Raw genomic sequence first — 25,916 nt, forward strand, 5'->3', positions numbered from 1 at the left:
GTTTCATATGAACCTTAAACGACACACTACTTGCATGGAAAAACTCAAACTGCAATGGAAAGGCATCTATGCCTTGCTGCTGATGTTGTGGTCCGTACCCCTCCCAGCCCAGTTTCCGCTGATGGAACAAATATCGAGCAACTTCATCACTTCGTTTGCTGAAGATCCCAAAGGATACATTTGGATAGGGACTAACCACGGGCTGAACCGTTTCAGCGGCTCGAACTACACTGTATATTATGCGCAAGAGGACTCCACGGCGCTCAATAGTGACTATGTGAGTAACTTGATGTTTGACACTGACAACCGCTTGTGGATGTCGAACGAATGCGGATTGTGTGTGTGGGAAGATGGCATATTCAGACATCCGCAACAGGTAGGCTTCAACCCCATAGGGCGCGTGCTGGACCTGGATAACGAGTGGCTTATTATTACTGACCGCAAGGGTGTGGCCAAGGTAAACAAGCAGACGTTGAAAGAGGAGAAATATTATCTACAACCGGGTATGAGCATAGTCGGTGCCATTACCGTTTCCAGTCAAAAGCAAGTGTGGACGGCCAGCGCCAGGCACCATGCCACAGACATTTATATATTGGACAAAGACTTGAACTTGTTGCGGATGCTGAATGGCCCTAAGGATGCCTACATAGAGGGCATTGTGGAAGACGCCAGTCTCCACATGTGGGTAACCACAAGCAAAGGACTATTGTGTTACGACGCGAGGACGTGGGAGGAACTGCTTTTGCCTACCGACTTTATGGAGGTTACACAGAACAAAAAAATACACTTCGTGCTCCCTTATCGGCAAAACTTCCTGCTGATAGGTATTTCGGGCGATGGAATGTACCGCTATGATGTGGTGCGACGGGTACTGACACGTATCCATGCACAGCAACAGTTGAAGGGGGACAGATATGTCTGTTTCATTGATGCAAACAACGGGATATGGCTGTCTGACCAAGAGAACGACTTTCACTATTATCCCGAAAGGGCAGCCTTTAACAATTTGTCGTCCATTTTCGAACGCTTGGAAGACCCCTTCGTGAAAAATCTTTTGTTCGACCATGAGGGCTATTTGTGGATGCGCTCCTCTCACGATATTGCCAGTTATGATATGGGTGGTGATAAGATAGCTTTCCATTTGGCGGATGGTAGCCTTTATGGGCATATTTTTATTGACTCGAAGAATAGGTTGTGGGTCATCCGGAACCGTTCGGAGCTATGGAAGTATGCTATTCGGGAGGGAAAAATCGTGCGGGAGGAGAACCATTATACCTTCCCAGCTAATGTGTTTTCCATCAGTGAAGACAAGGAAGAACGTATTTGGGTTACGCTGGCCGATAGATTTGCCACGCTGGCGACCGACGGAGAGTTCACTTACCAGTATGCGCCGGGCAGCATTTCGTTTTCGCAGCTGCAGACATTGCGTCCATCGGGCACAATGATTCTCTACACGGTGGCCAACGGTATCTACAAGTTTGGCGAAGACCAGCAGTTCATTCCGTTGGACTCACTCTATTTGCCCAACCCGAATTCACTTATTATCGATAGGAGCAATACGTACTGGATAGGGACTTACAACACCGGACTGATGCATTACGACCCACGTACACAATATTTGGAACGGTTTGACATGTCGTCGGGACTGATAGACAACAGTCTGAAGGCAGTGATCGAAGACAAGGAAGGGAACATCTGGTTTAGTTCGTCTACGCATATAGGAAAGTATGATGTGCAGGAAAAAACATTTTCCTATTTATATGACAACCACTTCTGCAAAGGGAAACTGTATGCGCTGAATTGTGCGGCAGTGGCGCCTGACGGTACTTTGTTTTTCGGAGGTTCGGGCGGCATCACGGCCATTTATCCGGATGTGCCCATTGAGAAGAAACCGGATATCCCGCTGAATCTGGACATGGTATTGGTGAATGGGAGTATACATAATAAGAGCGAGGAAAAACTGTCGTTGTCTTATCGGGAGAATACAGTTACGTTCTACTATTCGGCATTAAAGTTAGAGGCGGGTTCCCTGCTGAACTATGCCTATATGTTAGAGGGCTTCGACAAGAACTGGATTGACGCTGGCTCTAACAAGCGGGTGGTCTATTCCAACCTGCCAGCCGGGAAATATACGTTCAAGGTGAAAGCTCGCATACTGAGTGGAGAATGGTGCAAGAACGAACTGGCCAAGAAGGTGGTTGTCCACCCTGCACCGTGGGCCGCGCCTTTGGTCATTGTGTTGTACTGGCTGATCGGCATCGGGCTGGCGCTGCTGGTCATCCGACTGATTATACGTTGGCGGACACAAGAGGAGAGGCTAGCATTGGCCAAGTACCAAAAGGAGATAAATCAGGCACACATAGACTTTGTGACCAACATTTCGCACGAAGTACGCACACCGCTGGCCATGGTATATGCCCCGTTGAAAGAACTGGCGAAAGAAAGTAATCTGAATGAGCATGAGCGTGGCTTGATGGACATCATGTTGCGCAATACCGACCGCTTGTTGCGGCTTGTGAAGCAGTTGCTGGACTCCAAGGAGGGGGAGAAGGACGAGAAGCAACTTCGGGTTGCCATGACAGACTTGGTAGCTTTCGTACAGGCACAGATAGCCAACTTCCGGTTTATTGCCTACGAAAAAGGGCTGACGATAAACATGCACGATGAACAGAAGCAGGATATGGTGGTTTGTTTTGATGCAGAGAAGGTGGAAAAGATATTTTACAACTTGCTCAGTAACGCCATTAAATACACGCCTGAAGGGGGAAGTATCGACGTTATCGTGGAAAGCGACGGAAAAAACGCACGAATACGCGTGGCCGATACGGGACAAGGTATTCTGCCTGAAAAACAGAAACAACTATTTGGTCGCTTTGAACGGTTGGGGGCCGATAAGAAATATCCCAATGTGAATGGCAAGGGTATCGGTCTGAACTATGCGCAATATTTGGCACATCTGCATAAGGGAAATATAGACTACACGCCCAACCATCCTCAGGGGGCTTGCTTCACCCTTAGTATCCCGCAGTCGCTGACGGCATATAGTCCCGAGGAACGGGCACAAAACAATGAGTACAAGATGCCCATACCGGCAGGTGAGATAAATGCCGTAGAAAAAGTCGCTCCTAAGGAGAACACGTTGCTCATTGTAGAAGACGACCAGGAGGTGCGCGAATACCTGCGGGCGCTGTTGTCGTCGGATTATAATATCATTGCCGTGGAAAATGGAGAGGAAGCTATAGATAGATTGGGAATGAATCTGCCTGAACTGATTGTGAGTGATGTGGTCATGCCTCGGAAAGATGGCTACGAGTTGTGCAAGACTATCAAAGCAAGTGCCGACTGGGGACACATCTCCGTTATCCTGCTGACGGCAAAGAATGATACGGACAGCAGCATCAAAGGGTTGGATTGCGGTGCTGATGCCTATGTGGGCAAGCCTTTCGACCCCTTCTATTTGAAAGCCGTCATAAGCAACCTGCTGGAAAACCGTAGGCGGATGCAACGGATTGTGCAGAACTTTACCTCGGAAAGTCTGTCGAAGGGAAAGGCACGTGAAGTTATGCTCAATGAACAGGACCGCCAGTTCTTGGAGAACTTGCACGCGCTGTTGGACAAGCACTTGGACGACGAGGCATTCGGCATTATTTCGCTGGCAAAGGAAATGCTGATGAGCTATAGTAGCTTATATGCACGTGTCAAGTCGCTGACGGGGCAGACGCCGCAGAACTTCCTCATTACTTATCGCATGAATACGGCCATGCAACTGCTGCAGACGGGCAAATACACCGTGAGCGAAGTGTGCTACAAGGTGGGGGCATCTTCGCTGGCCAACTTCTCGCGCAGTTTCAAGCGGCAGTTCGGTGTTCCGCCTAGCGAAGTATAATTCTTGTCAGCCTATGGATTCCCAGAAAGCTACTTTTGATTTCATCTACCGGTATCCTGATGACGACGTGCCACTCCTTCAATTGGGTGCTACCTCTGGCTGGTAACATCCGCGAGCTGATGACCACTGTCCGCAGCGTCCTGCTGCGGACGATAGCCGTTCATGCACGCAGCTTCAGACCATGCAGATATACTACCTATGAAGAATGCCTGGCTTGCCAACACCGTTTTATGTCCGACTGGAAGCCGGACAAGTCCTTTGCCGAAACTCTGCCGCCATACATCCAGATGTGGAAGCGTACATAGGTCGTGTTATGGAAAAGAAATGATAGGACTATGGGTGACTTAGGCGGTTTGTCTCTAAGATTTATACAAAGATACGAAATACGTATGATTTGAACGCTTGTTAAAATGTTTTTGAGAGGTGTTTAAAGAAGGGCAGAAAATAAATAAAATCTCGCAATTCGTTTTGTGTTAATGACTTTAAAAAGCTCACAAAATGATTTGAGAAAGCATCACAGAACGTTTTGCGGTTTTTAAATGTGTCAATTCGTGGGAGCAAAAACAGCTTTCAAAAAGTCCCACGAATAAGCCACGTGAGAACTGCCTAAAAACGCTATTTTTTGCCGAAGTAGAGAAAAAGAAAAAGCTCTGAAATCCTTGAATTTCAGAGCTTTGCTTTAATTTGCTATTTGCTTTCGCGGTGCGTACGGGACTCGAACCCGTGACCCCATGCGTGACAGGCATGTATTCTAACCAACTGAACTAACGCACCATTATTTCATTCTTTAATTGCTATCTCTCTCGATTGCGGTTGCAAAGGTAGGCATTTCTTTGATATCTGCAATAGCTGTGATAAAGTTTTTTTTGAGCGTTTTGGGCTGCATCGGCTTTATATCCTCATATTGAGAAGTTTGTGGAAATGAAAAAATATGGAGTTTAACAACTATTTAGAAATAGACTTATGTACTATTTTATCACTGATTTGAGCTCTTTGTCTGGAGAAAACGAAACTTTTTGAGGCTTCTTTTAAACTTACTGCTCGAAAACTTCGTTGTTTTGCAATAAATCGTTATTTTTGCGGACTCAAAATGAGAATGTTGTTATTTGAAAACGATAAATAAAGAGATTTTAGGATGATGAAAACAGCCAAACTGTTGCTTCACTGCCCCGACAAACCGGGCATCCTGGCAGAAGTGACAGACTTTATAACGGTGAACAAAGGTAATATTATCTACCTGGATCAATACGTAGACCATGTGGAGAATATCTTTTTCATGCGTATTGAGTGGGAACTGAAAGACTTTCTGGTACCCCAAGAGAAAATAGAAGATTATTTTGCAACTTTATATGCGCAAAAGTACGAAATGAGCTTCCGCCTTTACTTTTCCGACACCAAGCCGCGCATGGCCATCTTTGTTTCGAAGATGTCGCATTGCCTCTTCGATCTGCTGGCACGCTATACGGCCGGAGAGTGGAATGTGGAGATACCTCTTATAATAAGCAATCATCCCGACCTGCAACATGTGGCAGAACGTTTCGGCATTCCTTTCCACCTTTTCCCTATCACGAAAGAAACAAAGGAGGAACAGGAAAAGAAGGAAATGGAACTGCTGGCAAAGCACAAGATTACTTTCATTGTCCTGGCACGTTACATGCAGGTCATTTCCGAGCGGATGATTAATGCTTACCCCAACCGGATTATCAACATTCATCATTCTTTCCTTCCTGCATTTGTGGGTGCAAAACCCTATCATGCAGCTTTTGAACGTGGTGTGAAGATTATCGGTGCTACCAGCCATTATGTGACTACGGAATTGGATGCCGGTCCTATCATTGAGCAGGATGTAGTGCGTATTACGCATAAGGATACCGTGCAGGACCTGGTGAACAAAGGGAAAGACCTGGAGAAAATTGTCCTTTCCCGTGCCGTTCAGAAGCATATTGAACGCAAGGTGTTGGCATATAAAAATAAAACTGTGATATTTAACTAAAAGGCTATGAAAGTTGCGGTCATCAAATATAATGCAGGCAATATCCGTTCGGTGGATTATGCGTTGAAGCGCTTGGGCGTGGAGGCGGTGATTACGGCGGACGAGGCAGTACTTCGTGCTGCGGATAAAGTTATCTTTCCCGGTGTGGGAGAGGCGGGAACAACAATGAACTTCCTGCGTGCCAATGGTATGGACAAGCTGATAAAGGAGTTGCGCCAGCCGATATTAGGCATTTGTCTGGGCATGCAGTTGATGTGCCGTTATTCGGAGGAAGGAGATGCAGATTGCCTCGGTATTTTTGATGCAGACGTAAAGCGCTTTATTTCTCAAAAACATGAAGACAAGGTGCCTCACATGGGTTGGAACACCATTGCACAAACTAATAGTGATCTTTTCCGAGGTTTTACGAAAGACGAGTTTGTGTATTTTGTACATAGCTATTATGTCCCGTTGAATGATTGTACCGCAGCTGTGACGGATTATATTTTCCCGTTCAGTGCCGCCTTGCATAAAGATAATTATTACGCTACCCAGTTTCACCCCGAAAAGAGTGGGAGTGTGGGCGAGCGTATCTTACAGAACTTTTTGACATTATGATAGAACTGATCCCCGCTATTGACATCATCGACGGAAAGTGCGTACGCCTTTCCCAGGGTGATTATAACAGTAAGAAGGTGTACAATGAGAACCCTGTAGAGGTTGCCAAAGAATTGGAAGATCATGGCATCCGCCGCCTTCATGTGGTCGACCTCGACGGTGCTGCTTCGCATCATGTGGTGAATTACCGTACATTGGAGCAGATCGTTGCGCATACTTCTCTGACTGTTGATTTCGGTGGCGGAGTGAAGAGCGATGAAGACTTGGTGATAGCCTTTGAAAGCGGTGCGCAGATGGTGACCGGTGGCAGTATTGCCGTGAAGAATCCGGAACTGTTCCATCATTGGCTTCGGACGTATGGTTCGGAGAAAATCATTCTTGGGGCCGATGTGAAAGACCGAAAGATTGCTGTCAATGGCTGGAAAGACGAGAGTGCCTGCGAATTGTTCCCATTCTTGAAAGATTATGTAGAGAAAGGCATCCGTAAGGTTATCTGTACTGATATCAGTTGCGACGGTATGCTGCAAGGACCGTCAATCGAACTGTATAAAGAGGTCTTGGAGCAGCATCCCGACCTTTATCTGATAGCCAGTGGAGGTGTGAGTGGTGCCGACGATATCTACCGGCTGGAAGAAGCCGGCGTGCCTGCCGTTATTTTTGGTAAGGCGTTGTACGAAGGCCGTATAACCTTCAAGGAATTAGAAAACTTTTTAGAGTGATAACTCATAACCCATAACTGAATAAAGTGTTAGCGAAAAGAATCATTCCCTGTCTCGACATCAAAGACGGGCAGACCGTAAAAGGAACCAATTTCGTGAACCTGCGCCAGGCAGGCGACCCCGTTGAGTTGGCACGTGCTTATAGCGAGCAGGGAGCCGATGAACTGGTATTCCTTGATATCACCGCCAGTTTTGAAGGCCGTAAGACTTTCACCGAACTGGTGAAGCGCATTGCCGCGAATATCAGCATCCCGTTTACTGTTGGTGGAGGCATCAATGAGCTGAGCGATGTGGACAGACTGTTGAATGCCGGTGCCGATAAAATTTCCATCAACTCTTCTGCAATTCGTCGTCCGGAGTTGATAGACGAGATTGCAAAGAACTTCGGTTCTCAGGTCTGTGTATTGGCGGTCGATGCCAGGCAGACGGAAAAAGGGTGGTGGTGCTATCTGAACGGTGGTCGGGTGGAAACTGATAAAGAACTGTTTGCATGGACTAAAGAGGCCCAGGAACGTGGTGCGGGCGAAGTATTGTTTACCAGCATGAACCATGACGGTGTGAAGACCGGTTATGCCAACGAGGCCCTTGCCACCCTTGCCGACAGGCTTTCCATTCCTGTCATCGCATCGGGTGGAGCCGGTGCCAAAGAGCACTTTCGCGATGTGTTTCTGCAAGGAAAAGCAGATGCTGCCTTGGCAGCCAGTGTTTTTCATTTCGGAGAAATCAAAATTCCCGAATTAAAATCGTATCTTTGCACCCAGGGAATAGAGATGAGAAGATAATAGATTACTCATAACTTATAACTTAAAGAAATGGCTTTGGACTTTGACAAGATGAACGGACTCGTTCCGGCAATTATACAAGATGCAGACACAGCTAAAGTGCTGATGCTGGGCTTTATGAACAAGGAGGCCTATGACAAGACGGTAGAAACCGGAAAGGTAACTTTCTTCAGCCGTACCAAGAACCGTCTTTGGACGAAAGGGGAGGAGAGTGGTAACTTTTTGAACGTAGTCTCCATGAAGGAAGATTGCGACCAGGATACCCTGCTTATTCAGGTACATCCCGTAGGTCCCGTTTGTCACACCGGTGCGGATACTTGCTGGGGCGAGAAGAACGAGCAGCCTGTCATGTTCCTGAAACTTCTTCAGGACTTCATTTGCAAACGCTATGAAGAAATGCCGGAAGGTTCATATACTACCAGTCTGTTTCAATCCGGTGTCAACAAAATGGCACAGAAAGTAGGTGAGGAAGCAGTGGAAACTGTTATCGAAGCTTGTAACGGTACAGACGAACGTCTGATTTATGAGGGTGCCGATATGTTGTATCACCTCATTGTGCTGCTCACTTCCAAGGGATATCGCATTGAAGATCTTGCCCGTGAATTGGAAGAGCGTCACAGTGCAAACTGGAAGAAGCATTAAGCAATTAGATATTAAGAAATAAAGGTGGCGGATGGGCGAAGCGCTGATACGATACAAGGACGTAGAAATACACCAACAGGAGTTGTGCGTACTGAACGATGTGAATCTGGAACTTCACAAAGGAGAGTTCGTGTACCTGATTGGTAAGGTTGGCTCCGGTAAGACGAGCCTGCTCAAGACTTTCTACGGCGAACTGGATGTTGCATCGGGCGAGGCTGAAGTATTGGGCTTTGATATGCTCCATATCAAGCGCAAGCATATTCCGCAGTTGCGCCGTAAACTGGGCATTGTGTTTCAGGACTTCCAGTTGCTCACTGACCGTACGGTGTACGACAACTTGCAATTTGTTCTCCGTGCCACAGGCTGGAAGAACAAGGGCGAGATTAAAGACCGGATTGAGGAGGTGCTGAACCTGGTGGGTATGAACAACAAAGGCTATAAGTTGCCCAACGAACTGTCGGGTGGCGAGCAGCAGCGTATTGTCATAGCCCGTGCCGTGCTCAACTCTCCCGAGATCATCCTTGCCGACGAGCCGACGGGAAATCTCGACTCGGAGACAGGCCGCGCCATTACCGAACTTTTGCACAACATCAGCGAAGCCGGTTCCCTGGTAGTGATGACCACGCACAACCTGCAGTTATTGCGCGAGTTCCCCGGCAAAGTCTATCGTTGTACCGATCATTTGATGACCGATGTTACGGCAGAATATGTAGAAGAATTGAAAATTGAAAAATAATAGCTTACGACTTATAGCTCGTAGCTTGTAACTATAAACTAATTAATACAGGAACGAAAATGAAAGTTTTAAAGTTTGGAGGTACTTCAGTAGGTTCGGCTCAACGAATTAAGGAAGTAGCCAAATTGATTACCGATGGTGAACGTAAGATTGTGGTTCTCTCTGCCATGTCGGGTACCACAAACACATTGGTTGAGATTTCGGACTATCTGTACAAGAAGAATCCGGAAGGTGCCAACGAGATTATCAATAGATTGGAGAGTAAATACCGCCAGCATATTGATGAGCTCTATGCTACTCCGGAGTATAAACAGAAAGGTCTGGAGCTTATCAAATCTCATTTTGACTATATCCGTTCTTATACCAAAGATCTCTTCACCTTGTTTGAGGAGAAGGTGGTGCTGGCTCAGGGCGAATTGATATCTACCGCCATGATGAACTATTACTTGCAGGAATGCGGTGTGAAGTCAGTTTTACTTCCGGCTTTAGAATACATGCGTACAGACAAGAATGCCGAGCCCGATCCTGTATACATCAAAGAAAAACTTCAGGTTCAGTTGGAGTTGCATCCCGATGCCGAAATCTATATCACCCAGGGCTACATCTGCCGCAATGCTTACGGCGAGATTGATAACCTGCAACGTGGCGGCAGCGACTACACCGCTTCATTGATCGGTGCAGCCATCAACGCTTCCGAAATTCAGATATGGACCGATATCGACGGTATGCACAATAATGACCCGCGTATTGTGGACAAAACTTCTCCCGTGCGTCATCTTCACTTCGAAGAGGCTGCCGAGTTGGCTTACTTCGGTGCCAAGATTCTGCACCCCACTTGCATCCAGCCGGCCAAGTATGCCAACATTCCGGTGCGTCTGCTCAATACAATGGACCCCACTGCTCCGGGCACATTGATTTCTAATGATACGGAGAAGGGAAAGATCAAGGCAGTGGCTGCCAAAGATAATATCACGGCTATCAAGATTAAGTCCAGCCGTATGTTGCTTGCACACGGTTTCTTGCGTAAGGTATTCGAGATATTCGAGAGTTACCAGACTTCTATCGACATGATTTGTACTTCCGAGGTTGGTGTATCGGTTTCTATTGATAACACCAAGCATCTGAACGAAATTCTGGATGACCTGAAGAAGTATGGTACGGTGACGGTAGACAAGGATATGTGTATTATCTGCGTGGTGGGCGACCTGGAGTGGGAAAACGTAGGTTTCGAAGCCAAAGCACTGGATGCCATGCGCGATATTCCGGTTCGTATGATTTCCTTCGGCGGTAGTAACTATAACATTTCTTTCCTCATTCGTGAGTGCGACAAGAAGGTGGCGTTACAATCGCTCAGCGATGCACTGTTTAATGAGCAATAAAAAGAAACTACATACAAGGTTGCCTTTATCACATCTAAACAAAGTTTTAAGATTATGAAAGGAGCATTTCCCGTTAATAAATTCCGTGAATTGCGCACTCCCTTCTACTATTATGATACGAAGGTGCTGCGCGACACGCTTGCTTGCATCCATACGGAAGCGGCAAAGTACGATAACTATTCGGTGCATTATGCCGTGAAGGCAAATGCCAATCCTAAGGTGCTTACCATCATTCGTGAGAGTGGACTCGGTGCCGACTGCGTGAGCGGTGGCGAAATTCGTGCAGCCATCAAGGCCGGTTTTCCTGCCGGTAAGATTGTATTTGCAGGAGTGGGTAAGGCTGATTGGGAGATCAATTTGGGGCTGGATTACGATATCTTCTGCTTCAATGTAGAGTCTGTGCCCGAGTTGGAGATAATCAATGAATTGGCTGCTGCCAAGGGGAAGGTTGCCAATGTGGCTTTCCGTATCAATCCTAATGTAGGTGCCCACACTCATGCCAATATTACTACCGGACTGGCCGAGAACAAGTTCGGTATCAGTATGCAGGACATGGATCATGTCATCGACCTTGCACAGGATATGAAGAATGTGAAGTTTATCGGACTGCATTTTCACATCGGTTCCCAGATATTGGATATGGGAGATTTTGTTGCTTTGTGCAACCGCTTCAATGAGTTGCAGGATAAGTTGGAAGCACGTCACATCCGCATTGAGCATGTCAATGTAGGTGGAGGATTGGGTATTGATTACAGTCATCCCAACCGTCAGCCTATACCGGATTTCCAGAAGTTCTTTGCCACGTATTCCGGTCATCTGAAGCTTCGTCCTTATCAGACGCTTCATTTCGAGTTGGGGCGTTCCGTAGTAGGACAATGTGGTTCGTTGATATCGCAAGTGCTTTATGTGAAGCAAGGCACCAATAAGCAGTTTGCTATTTTGGATGCGGGTATGACGGATTTGATTCGCCCGGCACTCTATCAGGCATATCATAAGATTGAGAATATCACTTCGGATGCTCCGGTTCAGACTTACGATGTGGTAGGTCCTATCTGCGAATCTTCCGATGTCTTCGGAAAAGCAATCGACTTGAACGAAGTGAAACGCGGCGACCTTATCGCGCTCCGTTCTGCCGGTGCTTATGGTGAGATTATGGCTTCGGGCTATAACTGCCGTGAGTTGCCGCAGGGGTATACGTCGGACGAGTTGGTGTAATATGGAATAACATCTTGTTTTTGGTTCAGCCGGAATAATATATCCGGCTGTTTTTAGTATCTATGACAGAATTAAATTCTTTCATGGACAAAGTCTATAATACAAAATAAAGCCTTATATTTGTATCAGGTAAAAATAAAGCCGACAAAGACATGAGTAAATTTATCAATCCCTTTACCGATATAGGATTTAAAAAAATATTCGGGCAGTCTATCACAAAGAACCTGCTGATTGATTTTCTGAACGACCTGTTGGAAGGGGAAAAACATATAGCGGACATTACGTTTCTGGATAAGGAGCAAATGCCCATTTATGATGGTGACCGCGGACTGATATACGATATATACTGCACCACAGAAACCGGAGAAAAGATCATTGTGGAGATGCAGAATAAGTATCAGGACCGCTTCAAGGAACGTTCCCTTTATTACCTTTCCCAGGCGGTGGTGCGTCAGGGAGAACGGGGAACCAAATGGCAGTATGATATAAAAGCCGTGTACGGTGTGTTTTTCATGAACTTCCGTCTGTCAACGAGCAAGGGGCGTTTTCGTACGGATGTTATACTGGCCGACAGAGATACGCATGAACTGTTTATCGACAAAATGCGTTTTATCTTTTTAGAGCTTCCGTCTTTCTGCAAAGAAGAGGATGAATGCGTGAATGATTTTGAACGATGGATTTATGTATTAAAGAATATGGAAACGCTTAAACGTATGCCTTTCAAGGCACAGAAGTCTGTATTCGACGAACTTGAGAAGATCGTCGATATCTCTGCTTTGAGTAAAGAGGAGCGCTTGAAGTATGATGAGAGCATCAAGATTTATCGTGATAACCTCGCTATTGCCAGCGGACAACGCAAGTTGGGACATAAGGAAGGGTTTGAAGAAGGATTTGGAGAAGGAATAGAGAGAGGTATAGAAAAGGGAATCGAGAAAGGAATAAAGAAAGAACGTCAGGAAATCGCCTTTAAAATGAAATCCTCTGGCATGACTCCTGAACAGATCATGCAGATGACAGGTCTCTCCCTGAAAGAGATACGGGAACTTTAGCTTCTATAGGCTTATATCATAGTTTTCGTCCCGCTCCGTGCATAAACAAGTGCACGGGGCGGGACGTTTTTGTTTTTCCGCTCCGGGCTTCCCGGTGGTGCGGGGAAGGTGCGGAATGTAGAAATTTAAAACTTTAAGATTATGGATGAGGAAGAAGAAACGAAAGAAAAAGAGCGAAGGCATCTGGCAGATTGCATGAATACCATTATCAGGCAACTGGGCACGGACAAGAAGAATCCGGCGGTGCATACCTACCGCAGCACGCTGAACTCTTTTAGGAAATTCTCCGGAGGAGCAGAGGCGGAGATGCCTATAGACGAAGTGTTTAAGCCCGGAAAACTGAAAGAGTATGAAACGTGGTTGAGACAAAAAGGACTGAAGTGGAACAGCGTGTCTACTTACATGCGCACGCTCAAAGCAGTGTACAATCGGCTCTACCTGCCGGGCAGTGCGGAGCACGACCCCGGTCTGTTCGACGATGTGTACACCAAAGTAGAGTCGCAGACCAAGCGGGCGCTCGACAAAGAGCAGATGCAAACCCTGCTCGATGCTGCCTCCGCCGGCCTGCCCGAAGACGTGCAGTGCGTACTGGTCTATTTCCTGCTGATGTTCCTCTTTCGGGGCATGCCGTTTATAGACCTTTGCTACTTGCGCAAGCAAGACTTGCAAGGCAACTGCATTGTGTACTGCCGCCACAAAACCGGACGGCAGATCGTGGTGCGCATCCCTCGGGAGGCACAGCAATGGTTCGAACGTTATCGGAACAAGAAGGCGGGTTCCACCTACCTGTTCCCTATCCTGAGCGAGGCCGCCAAGGAAGACGAGGAAGTGTATGCATGTTACCGGCAAGCCTTGCGCCGATTCAACAGGCAACTAAAGAAGATGGCAAGCCTCTCAATGCCCGGTGTAAAGATCAGTTCGTACACCGCGCGGCACACGTGGGCCACGCTGGCCTACCATCAAGGCATAAATACAGGCGTCATCAGCCAGGCATTGGGACACTCTTCTATCAAAGTAACAGAAACTTATCTCAAGCCTTTTAAGGACGAGATGGTGGATGCTGCCAATGAAGAACTGATTGTATCTGTGATGAAAAGCAAAAAGGACAAGAATGCAGCATAAAAGCAGCAGTACGGGACTTTAAAAGAGGGGTGGAATTACTTACCAAGTAACGGAAGGTTATAGTGCACAAAGTTGAAAATAATCTTTTATTTATCCAAACAAAATACTAACCATTTGTATTTATTCTTTAAAATTCGTCTATTTGACAACACATTAACCGATAAAATACATATTGTACAGACTACGGGTTCTGAAACACACACAAAGTCTTACTCCATTTTTGATGTCTCGAAAACGGCTTGTCTTTTTATTCCCTTTACTGATCTATAAAGAGTCTTTTGCAACTAAATAATTGGCAGAAAAACGCTTTTTTCTTCTTGCATCGGGAGGTGGTGTTCCGTTACTTGGTAAGTAATATTAAAAACCGTCACGACATGAATAAAGTTATAAAATTGCTACTATTTGCAGTCGTATCCCATTCATTAAGCAGTTGTTCAAAGGACGATCCTTCCAACACGCCGCATCCCGACGAAGGCGCGGTTGTGGTCACTACCGACTGGAACGCCCGCTCGTCGGATGCTGTACTACCGGATAACTACATCCTGCGCATTGGTGCACAAGAGCAGACCGTCAGCGGAGTAACGAACGCTTTCCATGCGCTGTTCCTTCCCGGCGAACAAGAACTTCTGGTCTATCATCAAGCCGAAGGAATCACTATCAGCGGAAACACCGCCACGGTAAACACACTGTCGGACGGCATGCTGGAACCCTTGCCCGGCTACTTGTTCTCTGCCTCCCGTAAACTGGAAATCGTGAAAGACGATACGCTGAAAGTAACCGTACCGATGCAGCAATACATCCGCCGCCTGGCGTTGTCGCTGCAGTTGAAGCCCGGTGACGAACAACGTATCGCCCATACTGCCGCCACTCTGACGGGCATCGCCTCTACCATAGATTTGACCACCGGAGCCATCACGTCCACCGAAGGAAAAACCGTCATCCCGACATTCACTCTCCAAACGGACGGCAGCGGAACACGCGCCGCAGGACAATCGCAGCTCAAAACTGTCCTGCGCCTGCTGGGAGTGGTGACCGCAGAAAGGCAGATACTGACAATCGACGTTACCTTGCACGACGGATCTGTGCAGACCATCACCACCGACCTGACGGATATGCTGAAGAATTTCGGCAGCGATATGGAGCCTTTGGAACTGGATGCCACGTTGGAACTGCCCACAGCAGCAGGCATGAGTGCCACTATCACGGGCTGGAATGTGATAGACAATGGGGAAGTGGGAATTCATTGAGAATGAAAAGTTAAAAATCAAATAGAATAAATGATATGAAAAGACAGTTATTATGTATTTGTGTATCTGCTGCCTTACTGGCAGGATGCACGGGCGACGGCGAAACTACAGTACCGGACCACGACGGACGAGTACCCCTGCAAGTGAATAGCGGCATCCATGTGCAGACGCGTGCCTACGATGACAAGTGGGAGACGGGCGATGCCATCGGTATCTACATGCTGAACGGCGAAACGGCTGAGAGTGAAAACAACCGCTACACCACTGCCGCCGATAAACAGGCGACCGGCAGCTTCTCTGCCGCCGACGGACAGACCATCTACTTTCCCGCAAGTGGTGATGCAAGGGACTTCATCGCTTACTATCCCTGGCAGGACATCCCGAGGGGGAGCACCACGTACCGTGTGGACGTAGCCGCCCAGACCTCGCAGCAAGCCATCGACCTGATGGGCGCCGCCAAAGTGACGGGCAAGGACAAGAGCGACCCGGAGGTAACATTCCGGTTCACCCACAAACTGGTGAAGCTGGTACTCACCATCCGGCCTGCCGCAGGGATGAGCAGCAGCAACCTGCAAGGGCTGCAAGTGACGCTCACCAACCAGCGCACCCAAGCAACGTATGACGTGCTGAAGGGGGACGACGTAACCGTTGATACGGATGTCGCTGCTACCGCCATCCCCCTGAAGACTGCCGCTGACGGAGCAAGCGCCGAAGGCATCGTACTGCCTGCCGCTGATACCGCCGACATGCTGCTGACCTTTACGTTAAGCGATGGTGGCGCGCCTCTGACATGGGCCGTAAAAGACGCCCCGTTGTCCCACCGATTTGTTGCAGGCAGCAAATACCTGTATACCATCACCATCGGTAAGACCAACCTCGAAGTGACTTCCACCGTGACCGACTGGGCGCCGGGCAACGGCAGTGGTGAATCGGGCAGTGCCCAATGACAGAATGATAACAATTTAATTAAAAACCATAAAGATGAAAACAAGATTATTTATGACAATGGCTGCCGCCACGCTACTGCTGGCAGGATGCAGCAACGACGAGAACGAGTTGGATAACTGGAACGGTGAGATCCGCCTGAGTAGTGGCCTGGTGGTGCAGACACGTGCCAACACTGCTGACGTGCCCGACAAGCAGATTGCAGCGGACGAACAGATAGGCGTCTACGTGACCGGCATTTCAGGCGAAACCGATTACAACGGATATACCAACGTCTCCGCCACCGCCGACGGTGCAGGAAAGTTCAGCAATTACTCCACCAACATGTATTATCCCCAAAGCGGAAACGATGTGCAGATTTCCGCCTATCATCCTTATGATAGCCGAACGGATGCCGACGAGTACGACTTCACAGTAGAAACGGCCCAATCCACGGCTACCAATTACTTCAAGTCCGACTTGCTCTACTGCACTACGGCTACTTATGCCCGCAGCAAGGATGCGCATAACCTTACCTTCGACCATAAACTGGTGAAAGTGGTGTGTAACCTGACTGCCGGTGCCGGAAGCCCTACCGTCGCTGGTGCAACTGTAGAAATTGTAACCCCGGAACGTGCCGTCAAGTTCAACCGGACAACAGGTGACGTAACTACTGCCGGTACACCTGTCCAAAGCGGCAATGTAACATTGGGACAATACGGTGCCATCATCGCTCCCCAGACTTATGCCATGGGCACAAAGTTCCTGAAAGTAACTTTAGCCGGTGGCAGCGGTGCATTCTATTATACCATTCCTAAGAACGAAGAGGATTTGGATTTGGCCGCCGGTAGCGTCTATACCTTTAACATCACCGTAGATCTTACCGGACTGACGGTTACCTCTGCAATCAATGAATGGACGCCGGTAACTGCCAAGGACGGCACCGCCGTAATGGAGTAAAACTTAATAACCTCAGCCACCGTCGGACACTTGTGTGCGTAAGTCCGGAGTGAGCTGCCTTTCAGGGGTAGCACTGACCACGTCGCTGTGGTCGGTGGCGCACAACGTAAGATATTGAAAACAAAAGCGTTCTTTGAAAGATTGTGTTGGAGATTCCGTTTTACGAATTAGTCTCCTCCAATACCTCTCCTTTCATTCCGAACGCTTATAACGACATTGTAGAAACAATAAAAATTATAAGCGATATGAACTATAACAATTTATTCCGGTCTCTCCGGCAGACAATGCACCACCGCCCTACAGCGGGGATGTTCATGGTGATGCTGATGATGCTTGCCGCCGCAGGATGTACGGACGATGCCGACAACGACAACCGCCTGCCCGACGGGAAATACCCGATGACATTCACCGCTGCCGTGGACGGGTTGACCGCCACCCGTGCCACAACGGACAATACCTGGACGGGCAACGAAGAAGTAGCCATACAGATAGGCAGCGACGGTGAGCCAAAGAAATACATAGCTGCATCCGGTGGAAGCCTGACCGTAGAAAGTGATAAAGAACCTTTTTACTGGACTAACCGGACTATGAACGTTTCGGCATGGTACTCCTCCACTTATACAGCCACAAAGCCCGCCACCTTCAACGTGCAGACAAACCAAAGCAGCACCGGCTATCAAACGAGCGACTTCCTGTATGCCGCCCCGCAGGACATCACCTTTCAAAGTGGCGGCAGCAGTTCTGAACTTAAATTCAAGCACCTGCCCGTCAAGGTTATTGTCAACTTGAAAAACGAAGATAGTAATGCAACGGTTACAGCGGACGAAGTAAGCGGTGCCACCGTCAGCATTGTCAGCCAGGCAACCGCTTCGGGAACGATTGCTGATGACGGCACAGTGGCGCAAGTCACCTCCGGCAACGCCACCATTGCCCCCAATGTACTATCCTCCGCCGCCTCCGGCTATCAGAAGAGCGTGCAAGCCCTGCTTGTTCCGCAACAGCTAAAAGCGAAAACGTCCTTCATCAAAGTATCCATTACTAACAGTGGCGTTGAACGTGAATACTTCTATACCCCTGACGCTGATGCCACTCTCAGCGCCGGACAGCAATATACCTATAACATCACCGTGAAGAAAGAGGGCTTGCAAGTAGAACAGGTTTCCGCTTCGTGGACGGATGATGCACAAAATGGTGACGCAGAAAGTGCCACCTTCAAGATACACTTGGCAGACTTCACTGCACCGACAAATACCTCAGGTTATGCAGTGACGGATGCAAACGACGGAACTCTGACAATTTCTGATGGTGTATATAGTACCACCAGCAACGAAATCAACATCTCGCTTTCCGCCTCTGATGGCTACCGCCTGAAGAAGTTTCTGACCAAAGTAACTTCCGGCATCTGCAAGCAGAAAATGAGCTACACTGCCGCTTCCCGCACCTATACTTATACCTTCTACGATATTCACTCCGACCTCCGGTTGCAGACGTCCGTGGAAACCATTGCGGCTTCTTCCCTGACTTCTGCTTCCCCTCAGGTAGGCGATTATTATTATTCCGACGGGAGCTGGTCTGCTGGTGCAGCCCGGGATAACTCCAAGAACTGCATCGGCATCGTGTTCAAGGTGGGCAATGGGGGTGGCAATGATGCTTTGGACAATTATGGCAAATTTTTGACGGGAGGAGACATTCACGGCTATGTGGTAGCCTTGACCGATGCCCTTTCCACCGCAGGTAGTTGGGGCAAAAGAGGGACTGAAACTCCGATAGACAATGTTGATAATGAAAATGTTACCGCCTATACCGGCTATTCCGATACCAAAACCATCATCGATACTTACTCGAATGGAACGGACTGGAATTATTATCAGGCATTCAGTTCCGTTGTAACTTATCACGTTGCGGCTCCCGACTTGTCCAGCGGCTGGTATCTTCCTTCTTTGGCACAGCTTAGCGATGTGCAGAGTGCGCTTAGCTCTATCAGCACTTCGCTTACAACAGCGGGTGGCAGTGCCTTCAAAACAGACAACGACGGCAGGTATTGGACAAGTTCCGAGTTGACCAATAATGGGTATGATGCCTGGTACATCGAGATGGGTAGTGGCACTAAAACGGCATACTCCAAAGGCGAAACTTATCTAAGGCCTTGCTATGCCCGTGCCATATTAACCTTTTAAACTCCGTATCAACGATGAAAACGAAATCCATATTTCTCTTTCTCTTCCTCGCCCTGCTCTGCGCTTGCAGCAGCGACGAAGAGCTTACAACTACAGAACAGCAGCCTTGCAGTGCTTTGGAGTTGAGCGTCAGTGCCAGTGACTTTGTGACGTACGGCGATGCTCCCGATACCCGCGCCGCAGACAACGGCGCAACCATCACTTTCGAGAACGGCGACCGTGTAGGCGTTATCGTGCTGGAAGGCAGTGAATTGAAAGGCAACAACCTTCCTTATCTATACAACGGTACAAGCTGGTCTTTCGATGCCAATGAAAACAGCGGTAAAAGCGTGTATTATCATGACAATAAAGCCACGAATGTCACTTATATCGTCTATTACCCGTATAGTGCCGATGCCGACAATGTCACCTCCATTGATGGCGAAAGAGGGTTGAAGAGTAAATTCACTCCTAAGGAAGACCAGCAATCAGAAGACAATTACCGTGCTTCCGACTTGATGACATGGACTTCGGGTAGCGGCAATCCTCAGAAGAAACTTTCCGCCACCCTGACCCATGCCTACAACTCCATCTCCATTTTGCCGGAAGTGCATTATACATTGGATGACGGGAAGAGTACTAATTTTGGTTCTCCTTCCCTTGCCATCTCCGATGTGAACTTCATTATGGACGATAAAATCTTCTATCCCTATGCGGCAGAAGACGGTAGTTACCGATACATCCTTTCTTCCAGCTTTACAGGCAGCGTGCGTTGTTTCTTTACCTTAGGGGATGAAACTTACGGTAAAGAGCTTACAGTACCCTCTTCTCCTACGCCTGCACCAGTTAATACCAGGTACAGTTCCACCCAAAAGATAAGTGCCGGAGCATACAGCCTCGATAAAGCCCGGATTGGTGATTTCTATTGCAGCGCTGAAAATACTGACGGTACTACTACCGGCTATCTGATACCCGGCGAAGCCACCGCCCTTCCCGAGGGTACGGATTGCCTTGGCATCGTGTATTGGTTAGGCAACATTGCGGGCGACAACTACAACCTGTTGGACAGTAAATTATCCAGCGGTACTCACGGTTTGGTCGTTTCTTTGTGGAATTTGGCTGACCCGGATAACGGGAATCCTGATATGTATTGGACGTATGGCAGTTATGAGTTTGTGAAAGACCAGCTAAGCAACGCTTGGGGGAATGATATGCCTTCAGGATATAATTTTCAGGCAGCTGATAAGATGCAGGGTTACATCAATACCATTGCTTTGCAGAAGTACAATGATTACGTAGTGAACTATACAGGAGAAAGGACAGATTACGGACAAACCAGTCAGAAAAGGATTAAGCCCATTTACGCTTTGGAGAACTTCAAGAAGTTGCATTCCGCCCCCTCTAATAGTAGTGATTGGTACTGGCCTTCCCATCGTGAATTGGAATATGTGTGTTGGGGACAAGGCTATGACAGTGAAACGAAAGGACGAGATATGTTGGATGGTCAACTTGGTAAAGTTGGTGGAACAACCCTCGGTAGCGCCTACTACTGGTCGAGTACGGAGTACAACCGCTTCCCGTACAGCGACTACGCGTATTACGTGTACTTCAGCAGTGGCTATGAGGGCATTTACTATAAGTACAGCGGTGCCTATCGTGTCCGTCCCCTGTTAGCTTTTTAAGTGTGCCGTGAGCACGCAGCGTTTGTATGTATGGGTGCGTAACTACATTAGAGATGGAGGTAGGTCCTCCGCTATCTGCTTGCAGGAGTGGGTAGCAAACCGGAGTATATTGCTTTGTTCAAGAGACAAGGTAGTGAGCGATACTTTAAAAAGCGGTTTTATTTGAGTATTATGATTTCTAATCCGAAAACAAATAGGAAAAGAGATTCATATAGTATGAATCATTATTTTTTTATTAATTAAACCAATTTATTTTTATGAAGAATTTAAAGAAGAATGTCTGTCAGACATTAGAGAAAGGAACCGGTTCAAAAAAAAAGAAGTCCGCGATGTAATAGCCAGAGGTTTTCGTTGGACTGAAGTCATGCGCGTGGTGCGTGCGCATCATCCCGAGGTTACCGTCATCATGCCCGAAGAGAAGATACAGCTCCGTCCGGGGGATGATGTGCGTGCACTCATCACTCCGTACGTGGGCGTCATCCGCCGTGCGCTGAATAGCGGAGTGGGGCACTGGCATGGCTGTACTTCCGAGTGCCAGGTACGCCAGGTGCGCATCATCCTCAGCCATTACTTCCACTACCACGATGGTTGTATCAGCGAGTCCGAACTCAATCTGCTGATTGAGGATCTGCTGTATATACATAAGGCAAGCTGAAGTTTATTTTCCCCCGTATGGGGGAATTCTTAAATATTCTTGTTACCTTTGTTTGAAAATAGCACAGTAGTATTTAATGAGTAAATTGATTAAGACGGATAATGATTATAAAGCATGGTTGACGGAGTTAAAACACCGTATTCGTCAATCGCAGATAAAGGCCGCAGTGAAAGTAAATACGGAGTTGATTCGTATGTACTGGGATTTAGGGCGGGATATTGTAGAAAAGCAATCGGAAAGCAAGTGGGGAAAAGGCTTCTTTAATGAATTGAGCCGCGATCTTAAAGAAGCTTTTCCTGATATGGAAGGCTTTTCTGTTACCAATCTGAAGTATATGAGGCGGATGTATCTGTTTTATAATCAAAGCGATGTAATTCGTCAACAACTTGTTGACGAATTACAAGAAAATATATTCTCTATACCATGGGGACACCAAATTGAAATTTCCACTACCACGAGGGTTGTATCAGCGAGTCCGAACTCAATCTGCTGATTGAGGATCTGCTGTATATACATAAGGCAGGCTGAAGTTTATTTTCCCCCCGAACACGGGGGGAATCCCGACATGTTTGCGTAAGTATTTCCTGTTCATATCCCAATAATACATCATCTGTTTACACTGAATACATCATCTGTTTGCGTCGAATGCATCATCTGTTTGTACCGGATACATCATCTATTTGAGGCATACGCATTGTACTTGCTAATCTTCCTCCTCTTAAAAAATGAGAATCCGCGTAGATATACGATAGTATATCTTATCTTCTTATTTATTTATGTTGTGTCCGTTTTGTGGCCGTTTAGGTGTCCGCTTTCTTATGCAATGTGTTGATTGTGAGTGAGAAAAGGTGTCCGTTTGGGTGGCCGGAATATGGTCCTAAAAAATGTTTAGCGAAACATAGCTGTTTTCTGATAAATAAAAAAAATAAAATATTCCCTGTTACAATATCCATTAAATTTTTATACTTTTGCAGCACCACTCATGTATAACAAATGCGATATACCGCAACGAGAGGCATTAAGCCCTCGGCTGTGCGGCATATCGCATTTATGTTAGTACATGAGTGGTATCTTTACTAACAAGTCGGGGGCTTTTTCGTTCTCGTTATTTGGACTTTTTTTTGCTTACACATTTTTTATAATACATGATAGGTCTGAGAAGGACCTACGTGATTTTGTCGTTTTCCTGCTTTGCTCGTGATGAGTAGAGCAGGAATTTTATATAAAAAATGTTATTCTGTGAACAACCTCAGTGCATTCTTGTTACTTTTGTAATGGTTTCAAACTAATTAATAGATACAATTATGATAACAGAAAAATTACAACATGCAATTAATGAGCAGATTACGGCTGAGATGTGGTCATCTAACCTTTATTTAGCAATGTCTTTCTTTATGGAGAAAGAAGGTTATTGTGGTATGGCTTCCTGGTTGAGAAAGCAATCTTCAGAAGAAAAAGGCCATGCTTGTGAAATGGCTTCTTATATCATCAAACGTGGTGGTAAAGCTAAATTGGATAAGATTGACGTTGTGCCCAATGACTTCGGTACTCCGCTGGAAGTATTCGAACAGGTTTATGAACACGAATGTCGCGTATCAAAGATGGTTGACGCATTGGTAGACGTGGCTGCTGCTGAAAAAGATAAAGCTACCCAAGATTTCTTGTGGGGGTTTGTTCGTGAGCAGGTAGAAGAAGAAGCTACTGCCGCCGGTATTGTAGATATGATAAAGAAAGCCGGTGCTACCGGAATCTTCTTTGTAGATGCAAAACTGGGAGAACGTAAATAAGATAACCTAAGCTTAATGTGAAATAGAAAAAGGGTATCTGCCTGTAAAATGGTAGATACCCTTTCTTATGTGATTACTGCAATTTTATTTCAGTACGCCCAATTCTTTCCCTACTTTGATAAAGGCGGCGATACACTTGTCAAGATGTTCCTTCTCGTGTCCGGCAGAGATCTGTACGCGGATGCGTGCCTGGTCTTTGGGAACAACGGGATAATAGAATCCGGTCACGTAGATGCCTTCTTCCTGCATGCGTGCCGCATAAATCTGTGACAGCTTGGCATCGTATAGCATCACGGCGCAGATGGCGCTTTGCGTGGGCTTGATGTCGAAACCGGCAGCGGTCATCTTGTCGCGGAAGTAGTTTACGTTTTCCACCAGCTTGTCGTGCAGTGCATTGCTTTCCTTCAGCATCTTGAACACTTCGAGACTGGCACCGATGATGCCCGGAGCCAATGAATTGGAGAACAAGTACGGACGGCTACGTTGGCGCAGCAGATCAATGATTTCTTTGCGTCCCGTAGTGAAGCCACCCAGAGCGCCGCCGAAGGCTTTGCCCAAGGTACCGGTATAGATGTCTACGCGGCCATAAGTATTGTATTGCTCGCTTACGCCATGTCCCGTAGGACCTACCACGCCGGCAGAGTGTGATTCGTCCACCATTACCAGTGCATCGTATTTCTCGGCAAGGTCGCAGATCTTATCCATAGGAGCCACATTTCCGTCCATAGAGAATACGCCGTCCGTAACGACGATGCGGAAGCGTTGCGCCTGGGCTTCTTGCAGGCATCTTTCCAGATCGGCCATGTCGGCATTGGCGTAGCGGTAGCGCTTGGCTTTGCAGAGACGTACGCCGTCGATGATGGAGGCATGGTTCAGAGAGTCGGAGATGATAGCGTCTTCTTCGGTGAAAAGAGGTTCGAATACACCGCCATTGGCGTCGAAGCAGGCGGCATAAAGAATGGTGTCTTCCGTCTGGAAGTAATCGGAGATGGCTGCTTCCAGTTCTTTGTGGATGTCTTGCGTTCCGCAGATGAAACGGACGGACGACATGCCGTAACCACGGCGTTCCATAATCTTTTGGGCAGCAGCAATCAGTCGGGGATGGTTGGATAGTCCCAGGTAATTGTTGGCGCAGAAGTTCAATACTTCCTTGCCTTTCACAGTGATGGCAGCTTGTTGTGCACTTTCAATCAGGCGTTCCTCTTTGTAGAGTCCGGCTTCTTTAATTTCAGCAAGTGTCTTGCTGAGATGGTCTTTCATTTTACCGTACATAGCGATTTAATATTTAATGGTGATGCATGTTAAGAACATGCTCTGCAAAGGACACTATTTTTATTGAAATAAACAATAGCAGAATGATAGAAAAATGAAAAAAAAGTATGTATATTTGCGCCTTGTATAGTAATATAACCTTTATAAATAAGTCTTATGAAAAATATTTTGGTAATTGGAGCTACCGGACAGATAGGTTCGGAACTTACATTGGAGTTGCGTAAACGTTATGGTGATGACCATGTTGTGGCAGGATACATTCCGAGTGCTATGCCTAAAGGGGAACTGAAAGCATCAGGTCCTTCGGCCATTGCCGACGTAACCGACCGTCAGTCCATCGAAGTAGTGGCACGTCAATTCAAGATTGATACCATTTATAATCTGGCAGCTTTGCTGTCGGTAGTAGCCGAAAGTCGTCCGGCCATGGCTTGGAAAATCGGTATCGACGGATTGTGGAATGTGCTGGAGGTGGCGCGTGAGTACGGTTGTGCGGTATTTACTCCAAGTTCCATCGGTTCGTTCGGTGAGAATACGCCCCATGTGCAGACGCCGCAAGATACCATTCAGCGTCCGCGTACAATGTATGGCGTAACAAAAGTGACGACTGAACTGTTAAGTGATTATTATTTCACGAAATATGGAGTAGATACCCGTGCGGTACGTTTCCCGGGAATCATCTCCAATGTGACCCCTCCGGGTGGGGGTACTACGGACTATGCAGTAGATATTTTCTACGCAGCCGTAAGAGGTGACAAGTTTGTATGTCCCTTGAAGCAGGGAACTTATATGGATATGATGTACATGCCCGATGCATTGAACGCTGCCATTTCATTGATGGAAGCTGCTCCGGCAAGACTGAAGCACCGGAATGCATTCAACATCGCCTCCATGAGCTTTGACCCGGAAGAGATTTATAGGGAAATAAAGAAGCATGTACCCGATTTTGAAATGACGTACGAAGTTGATCCTTTGAAGCAAGCCATTGCCGACAGCTGGCCCGATTCGCTGGATGACTCTTGCGCACGTGAAGAATGGGATTGGAAACCGCAATACGACTTGGAATCCATGACCGTGGACATGCTTGAGAAATTAAGAGCAAAATTAAATAAGTGA

At 47.2% G+C, this 25,916-nt stretch carries 22 protein-coding genes and 1 tRNA gene; 21 read left to right on the forward strand and 2 right to left on the reverse strand.

Annotated elements, in window-relative coordinates:
• The first annotated feature begins 34 nt into the window (after positions 1 to 34).
• Both AAE250_RS21005 and AAE250_RS21010 read left to right on the forward strand, forming a co-directional pair.
• Positions 35 to 3,886, forward strand: coding sequence for a hybrid sensor histidine kinase/response regulator transcription factor (locus AAE250_RS21005; protein WP_294602218.1), 3,852 nt, complete (start codon positions 35 to 37; stop codon positions 3,884 to 3,886).
• Positions 3,887 to 3,921: 35 nt separating this feature from the next.
• Complete coding sequence (locus tag AAE250_RS21010; RefSeq protein ID WP_294602216.1) at positions 3,922 to 4,191, forward strand: hypothetical protein; 270 nt, start codon at positions 3,922 to 3,924, stop codon at positions 4,189 to 4,191.
• A 395-nt stretch (positions 4,192 to 4,586) separates the two neighbouring features.
• On the opposite strand, the gene AAE250_RS21015 is transcribed toward AAE250_RS21010, so the two are convergent.
• A tRNA-Asp gene (locus AAE250_RS21015) sits at positions 4,587 to 4,660 on the reverse strand.
• A 361-nt stretch (positions 4,661 to 5,021) separates the two neighbouring features.
• Here AAE250_RS21015 and purU point away from each other — a divergent pair.
• The 18 genes from purU (at position 5,022) to AAE250_RS21105 (ending at position 23,531) form a co-directional block, all read left to right on the forward strand.
• Positions 5,022 to 5,879 carry a formyltetrahydrofolate deformylase gene (gene purU, locus AAE250_RS21020; RefSeq protein ID WP_294602213.1) on the forward strand — a complete coding sequence of 286 codons (858 nt, stop codon included), beginning with the start codon at positions 5,022 to 5,024 and terminating at the stop codon, positions 5,877 to 5,879.
• Between the two features lie 6 nt (positions 5,880 to 5,885).
• Positions 5,886 to 6,476 (forward strand): imidazole glycerol phosphate synthase subunit HisH, encoded by a 591-nt coding sequence (gene hisH / locus AAE250_RS21025; protein WP_294602212.1) that lies wholly within the window; start codon positions 5,886 to 5,888, stop codon positions 6,474 to 6,476.
• The gene (gene hisA / locus AAE250_RS21030; protein WP_294602208.1) at positions 6,473 to 7,195 is read left to right on the forward strand and encodes a 1-(5-phosphoribosyl)-5-[(5-phosphoribosylamino)methylideneamino]imidazole-4-carboxamide isomerase; all 723 of its coding nucleotides are present in this window, start codon (positions 6,473 to 6,475) and stop codon (positions 7,193 to 7,195) included. Before hisH ends, hisA begins: the two co-directional genes overlap by 4 nt.
• A gap of 26 nt (positions 7,196 to 7,221) precedes the next feature.
• Entirely contained in the window at positions 7,222 to 7,977 is a 756-nt protein-coding gene (gene hisF / locus AAE250_RS21035; RefSeq protein WP_294602204.1) for an imidazole glycerol phosphate synthase subunit HisF, read from the forward strand.
• A 30-nt stretch (positions 7,978 to 8,007) separates the two neighbouring features.
• Positions 8,008 to 8,619, forward strand: coding sequence for a bifunctional phosphoribosyl-AMP cyclohydrolase/phosphoribosyl-ATP diphosphatase HisIE (gene hisIE / locus AAE250_RS21040; protein WP_294602201.1), 612 nt, complete (start codon positions 8,008 to 8,010; stop codon positions 8,617 to 8,619).
• Between the two features lie 31 nt (positions 8,620 to 8,650).
• On the forward strand, positions 8,651 to 9,355 hold the full coding sequence (locus tag AAE250_RS21045; protein ID WP_294602198.1) for a cell division ATP-binding protein FtsE: 705 nt from the start codon (positions 8,651 to 8,653) through the stop codon (positions 9,353 to 9,355).
• 59 nt (positions 9,356 to 9,414) lie between these two features.
• Entirely contained in the window at positions 9,415 to 10,734 is a 1,320-nt protein-coding gene (locus AAE250_RS21050) for an aspartate kinase (RefSeq protein ID WP_294602195.1), read from the forward strand.
• A gap of 54 nt (positions 10,735 to 10,788) precedes the next feature.
• Entirely contained in the window at positions 10,789 to 11,949 is a 1,161-nt protein-coding gene (gene lysA / locus AAE250_RS21055; RefSeq protein WP_294602193.1) for a diaminopimelate decarboxylase, read from the forward strand.
• Positions 11,950 to 12,101: 152 nt separating this feature from the next.
• Positions 12,102 to 12,998, forward strand: a complete 897-nt coding sequence (locus AAE250_RS21060; protein WP_342289424.1) for an Rpn family recombination-promoting nuclease/putative transposase — start codon at positions 12,102 to 12,104, stop codon at positions 12,996 to 12,998.
• A 141-nt stretch (positions 12,999 to 13,139) separates the two neighbouring features.
• Complete coding sequence (locus AAE250_RS21065; protein ID WP_342289425.1) at positions 13,140 to 14,120, forward strand: tyrosine-type recombinase/integrase; 981 nt, start codon at positions 13,140 to 13,142, stop codon at positions 14,118 to 14,120.
• Positions 14,121 to 14,494: 374 nt separating this feature from the next.
• Complete coding sequence (locus tag AAE250_RS21070) at positions 14,495 to 15,367, forward strand: FimB/Mfa2 family fimbrial subunit (protein ID WP_342289426.1); 873 nt, start codon at positions 14,495 to 14,497, stop codon at positions 15,365 to 15,367.
• Positions 15,368 to 15,402: 35 nt separating this feature from the next.
• Positions 15,403 to 16,314: a fimbrillin family protein gene (locus AAE250_RS21075; RefSeq protein WP_342289427.1), complete on the forward strand. Its 912-nt coding sequence runs from the start codon at positions 15,403 to 15,405 to the stop codon at positions 16,312 to 16,314.
• Between the two features lie 34 nt (positions 16,315 to 16,348).
• Positions 16,349 to 17,251: a fimbrillin family protein gene (locus tag AAE250_RS21080; RefSeq protein WP_342289428.1), complete on the forward strand. Its 903-nt coding sequence runs from the start codon at positions 16,349 to 16,351 to the stop codon at positions 17,249 to 17,251.
• Positions 17,252 to 17,496: 245 nt separating this feature from the next.
• Positions 17,497 to 19,428 carry a fimbrillin family protein gene (locus AAE250_RS21085; RefSeq protein WP_294602454.1) on the forward strand — a complete coding sequence of 644 codons (1,932 nt, stop codon included), beginning with the start codon at positions 17,497 to 17,499 and terminating at the stop codon, positions 19,426 to 19,428.
• Positions 19,429 to 19,442: 14 nt separating this feature from the next.
• On the forward strand, positions 19,443 to 21,089 hold the full coding sequence (locus AAE250_RS21090) for a fimbrillin family protein (protein ID WP_294602456.1): 1,647 nt from the start codon (positions 19,443 to 19,445) through the stop codon (positions 21,087 to 21,089).
• Positions 21,090 to 21,453: 364 nt separating this feature from the next.
• Positions 21,454 to 21,744 carry a hypothetical protein gene (locus tag AAE250_RS21095; protein WP_294602458.1) on the forward strand — a complete coding sequence of 97 codons (291 nt, stop codon included), beginning with the start codon at positions 21,454 to 21,456 and terminating at the stop codon, positions 21,742 to 21,744.
• Positions 21,745 to 21,820: 76 nt separating this feature from the next.
• A complete protein-coding gene (locus tag AAE250_RS21100; RefSeq protein ID WP_294602460.1) occupies positions 21,821 to 22,237 on the forward strand; it encodes a DUF1016 N-terminal domain-containing protein in 417 nt (138 codons plus the stop codon).
• An 811-nt stretch (positions 22,238 to 23,048) separates the two neighbouring features.
• Positions 23,049 to 23,531 (forward strand): ferritin, encoded by a 483-nt coding sequence (locus AAE250_RS21105; protein WP_294602463.1) that lies wholly within the window; start codon positions 23,049 to 23,051, stop codon positions 23,529 to 23,531.
• A gap of 84 nt (positions 23,532 to 23,615) precedes the next feature.
• Here the strand turns inward: AAE250_RS21105 and kbl are convergent, their stop codons facing one another.
• The gene (gene kbl, locus AAE250_RS21110; RefSeq protein WP_294602464.1) at positions 23,616 to 24,803 is read right to left on the reverse strand and encodes a glycine C-acetyltransferase; all 1,188 of its coding nucleotides are present in this window, start codon (positions 24,801 to 24,803) and stop codon (positions 23,616 to 23,618) included.
• Positions 24,804 to 24,959: 156 nt separating this feature from the next.
• On the opposite strand from kbl, the gene AAE250_RS21115 reads away from it, so the two are divergent.
• The gene (locus AAE250_RS21115) at positions 24,960 to 25,916 is read left to right on the forward strand and encodes an NAD-dependent epimerase/dehydratase family protein (RefSeq protein WP_294602466.1); all 957 of its coding nucleotides are present in this window, start codon (positions 24,960 to 24,962) and stop codon (positions 25,914 to 25,916) included.

This window comes from Bacteroides sp. GD17 (assembly GCF_038448625.1).
Classification (GTDB): domain Bacteria; phylum Bacteroidota; class Bacteroidia; order Bacteroidales; family Bacteroidaceae; genus Bacteroides.

Coding starts and splice junctions, on each gene's coding strand:
- AAE250_RS21115 (WP_294602466.1), top strand. CDS start 24,960: ATGAAAAATATTTTGGTAATTGGAGCTACCGGACAGATAGGTTCGGAA.
- AAE250_RS21050 (WP_294602195.1), top strand. CDS start 9,415: ATGAAAGTTTTAAAGTTTGGAGGTACTTCAGTAGGTTCGGCTCAACGA.
- hisH (WP_294602212.1), top strand. CDS start 5,886: ATGAAAGTTGCGGTCATCAAATATAATGCAGGCAATATCCGTTCGGTG.
- AAE250_RS21080 (WP_342289428.1), top strand. CDS start 16,349: ATGAAAACAAGATTATTTATGACAATGGCTGCCGCCACGCTACTGCTG.
- AAE250_RS21065 (WP_342289425.1), top strand. CDS start 13,140: ATGGATGAGGAAGAAGAAACGAAAGAAAAAGAGCGAAGGCATCTGGCA.
- hisIE (WP_294602201.1), top strand. CDS start 8,008: ATGGCTTTGGACTTTGACAAGATGAACGGACTCGTTCCGGCAATTATA.
- AAE250_RS21070 (WP_342289426.1), top strand. CDS start 14,495: ATGAATAAAGTTATAAAATTGCTACTATTTGCAGTCGTATCCCATTCA.
- purU (WP_294602213.1), top strand. CDS start 5,022: ATGATGAAAACAGCCAAACTGTTGCTTCACTGCCCCGACAAACCGGGC.
- AAE250_RS21085 (WP_294602454.1), top strand. CDS start 17,497: ATGAACTATAACAATTTATTCCGGTCTCTCCGGCAGACAATGCACCAC.
- AAE250_RS21100 (WP_294602460.1), top strand. CDS start 21,821: ATGAGTAAATTGATTAAGACGGATAATGATTATAAAGCATGGTTGACG.
- AAE250_RS21005 (WP_294602218.1), top strand. CDS start 35: ATGGAAAAACTCAAACTGCAATGGAAAGGCATCTATGCCTTGCTGCTG.
- AAE250_RS21090 (WP_294602456.1), top strand. CDS start 19,443: ATGAAAACGAAATCCATATTTCTCTTTCTCTTCCTCGCCCTGCTCTGC.
- lysA (WP_294602193.1), top strand. CDS start 10,789: ATGAAAGGAGCATTTCCCGTTAATAAATTCCGTGAATTGCGCACTCCC.
- AAE250_RS21060 (WP_342289424.1), top strand. CDS start 12,102: ATGAGTAAATTTATCAATCCCTTTACCGATATAGGATTTAAAAAAATA.
- hisA (WP_294602208.1), top strand. CDS start 6,473: ATGATAGAACTGATCCCCGCTATTGACATCATCGACGGAAAGTGCGTA.
- AAE250_RS21075 (WP_342289427.1), top strand. CDS start 15,403: ATGAAAAGACAGTTATTATGTATTTGTGTATCTGCTGCCTTACTGGCA.
- AAE250_RS21045 (WP_294602198.1), top strand. CDS start 8,651: ATGGGCGAAGCGCTGATACGATACAAGGACGTAGAAATACACCAACAG.
- AAE250_RS21095 (WP_294602458.1), top strand. CDS start 21,454: ATGCGCGTGGTGCGTGCGCATCATCCCGAGGTTACCGTCATCATGCCC.
- AAE250_RS21105 (WP_294602463.1), top strand. CDS start 23,049: ATGATAACAGAAAAATTACAACATGCAATTAATGAGCAGATTACGGCT.
- kbl (WP_294602464.1), bottom strand. CDS start 24,803: ATGTACGGTAAAATGAAAGACCATCTCAGCAAGACACTTGCTGAAATT.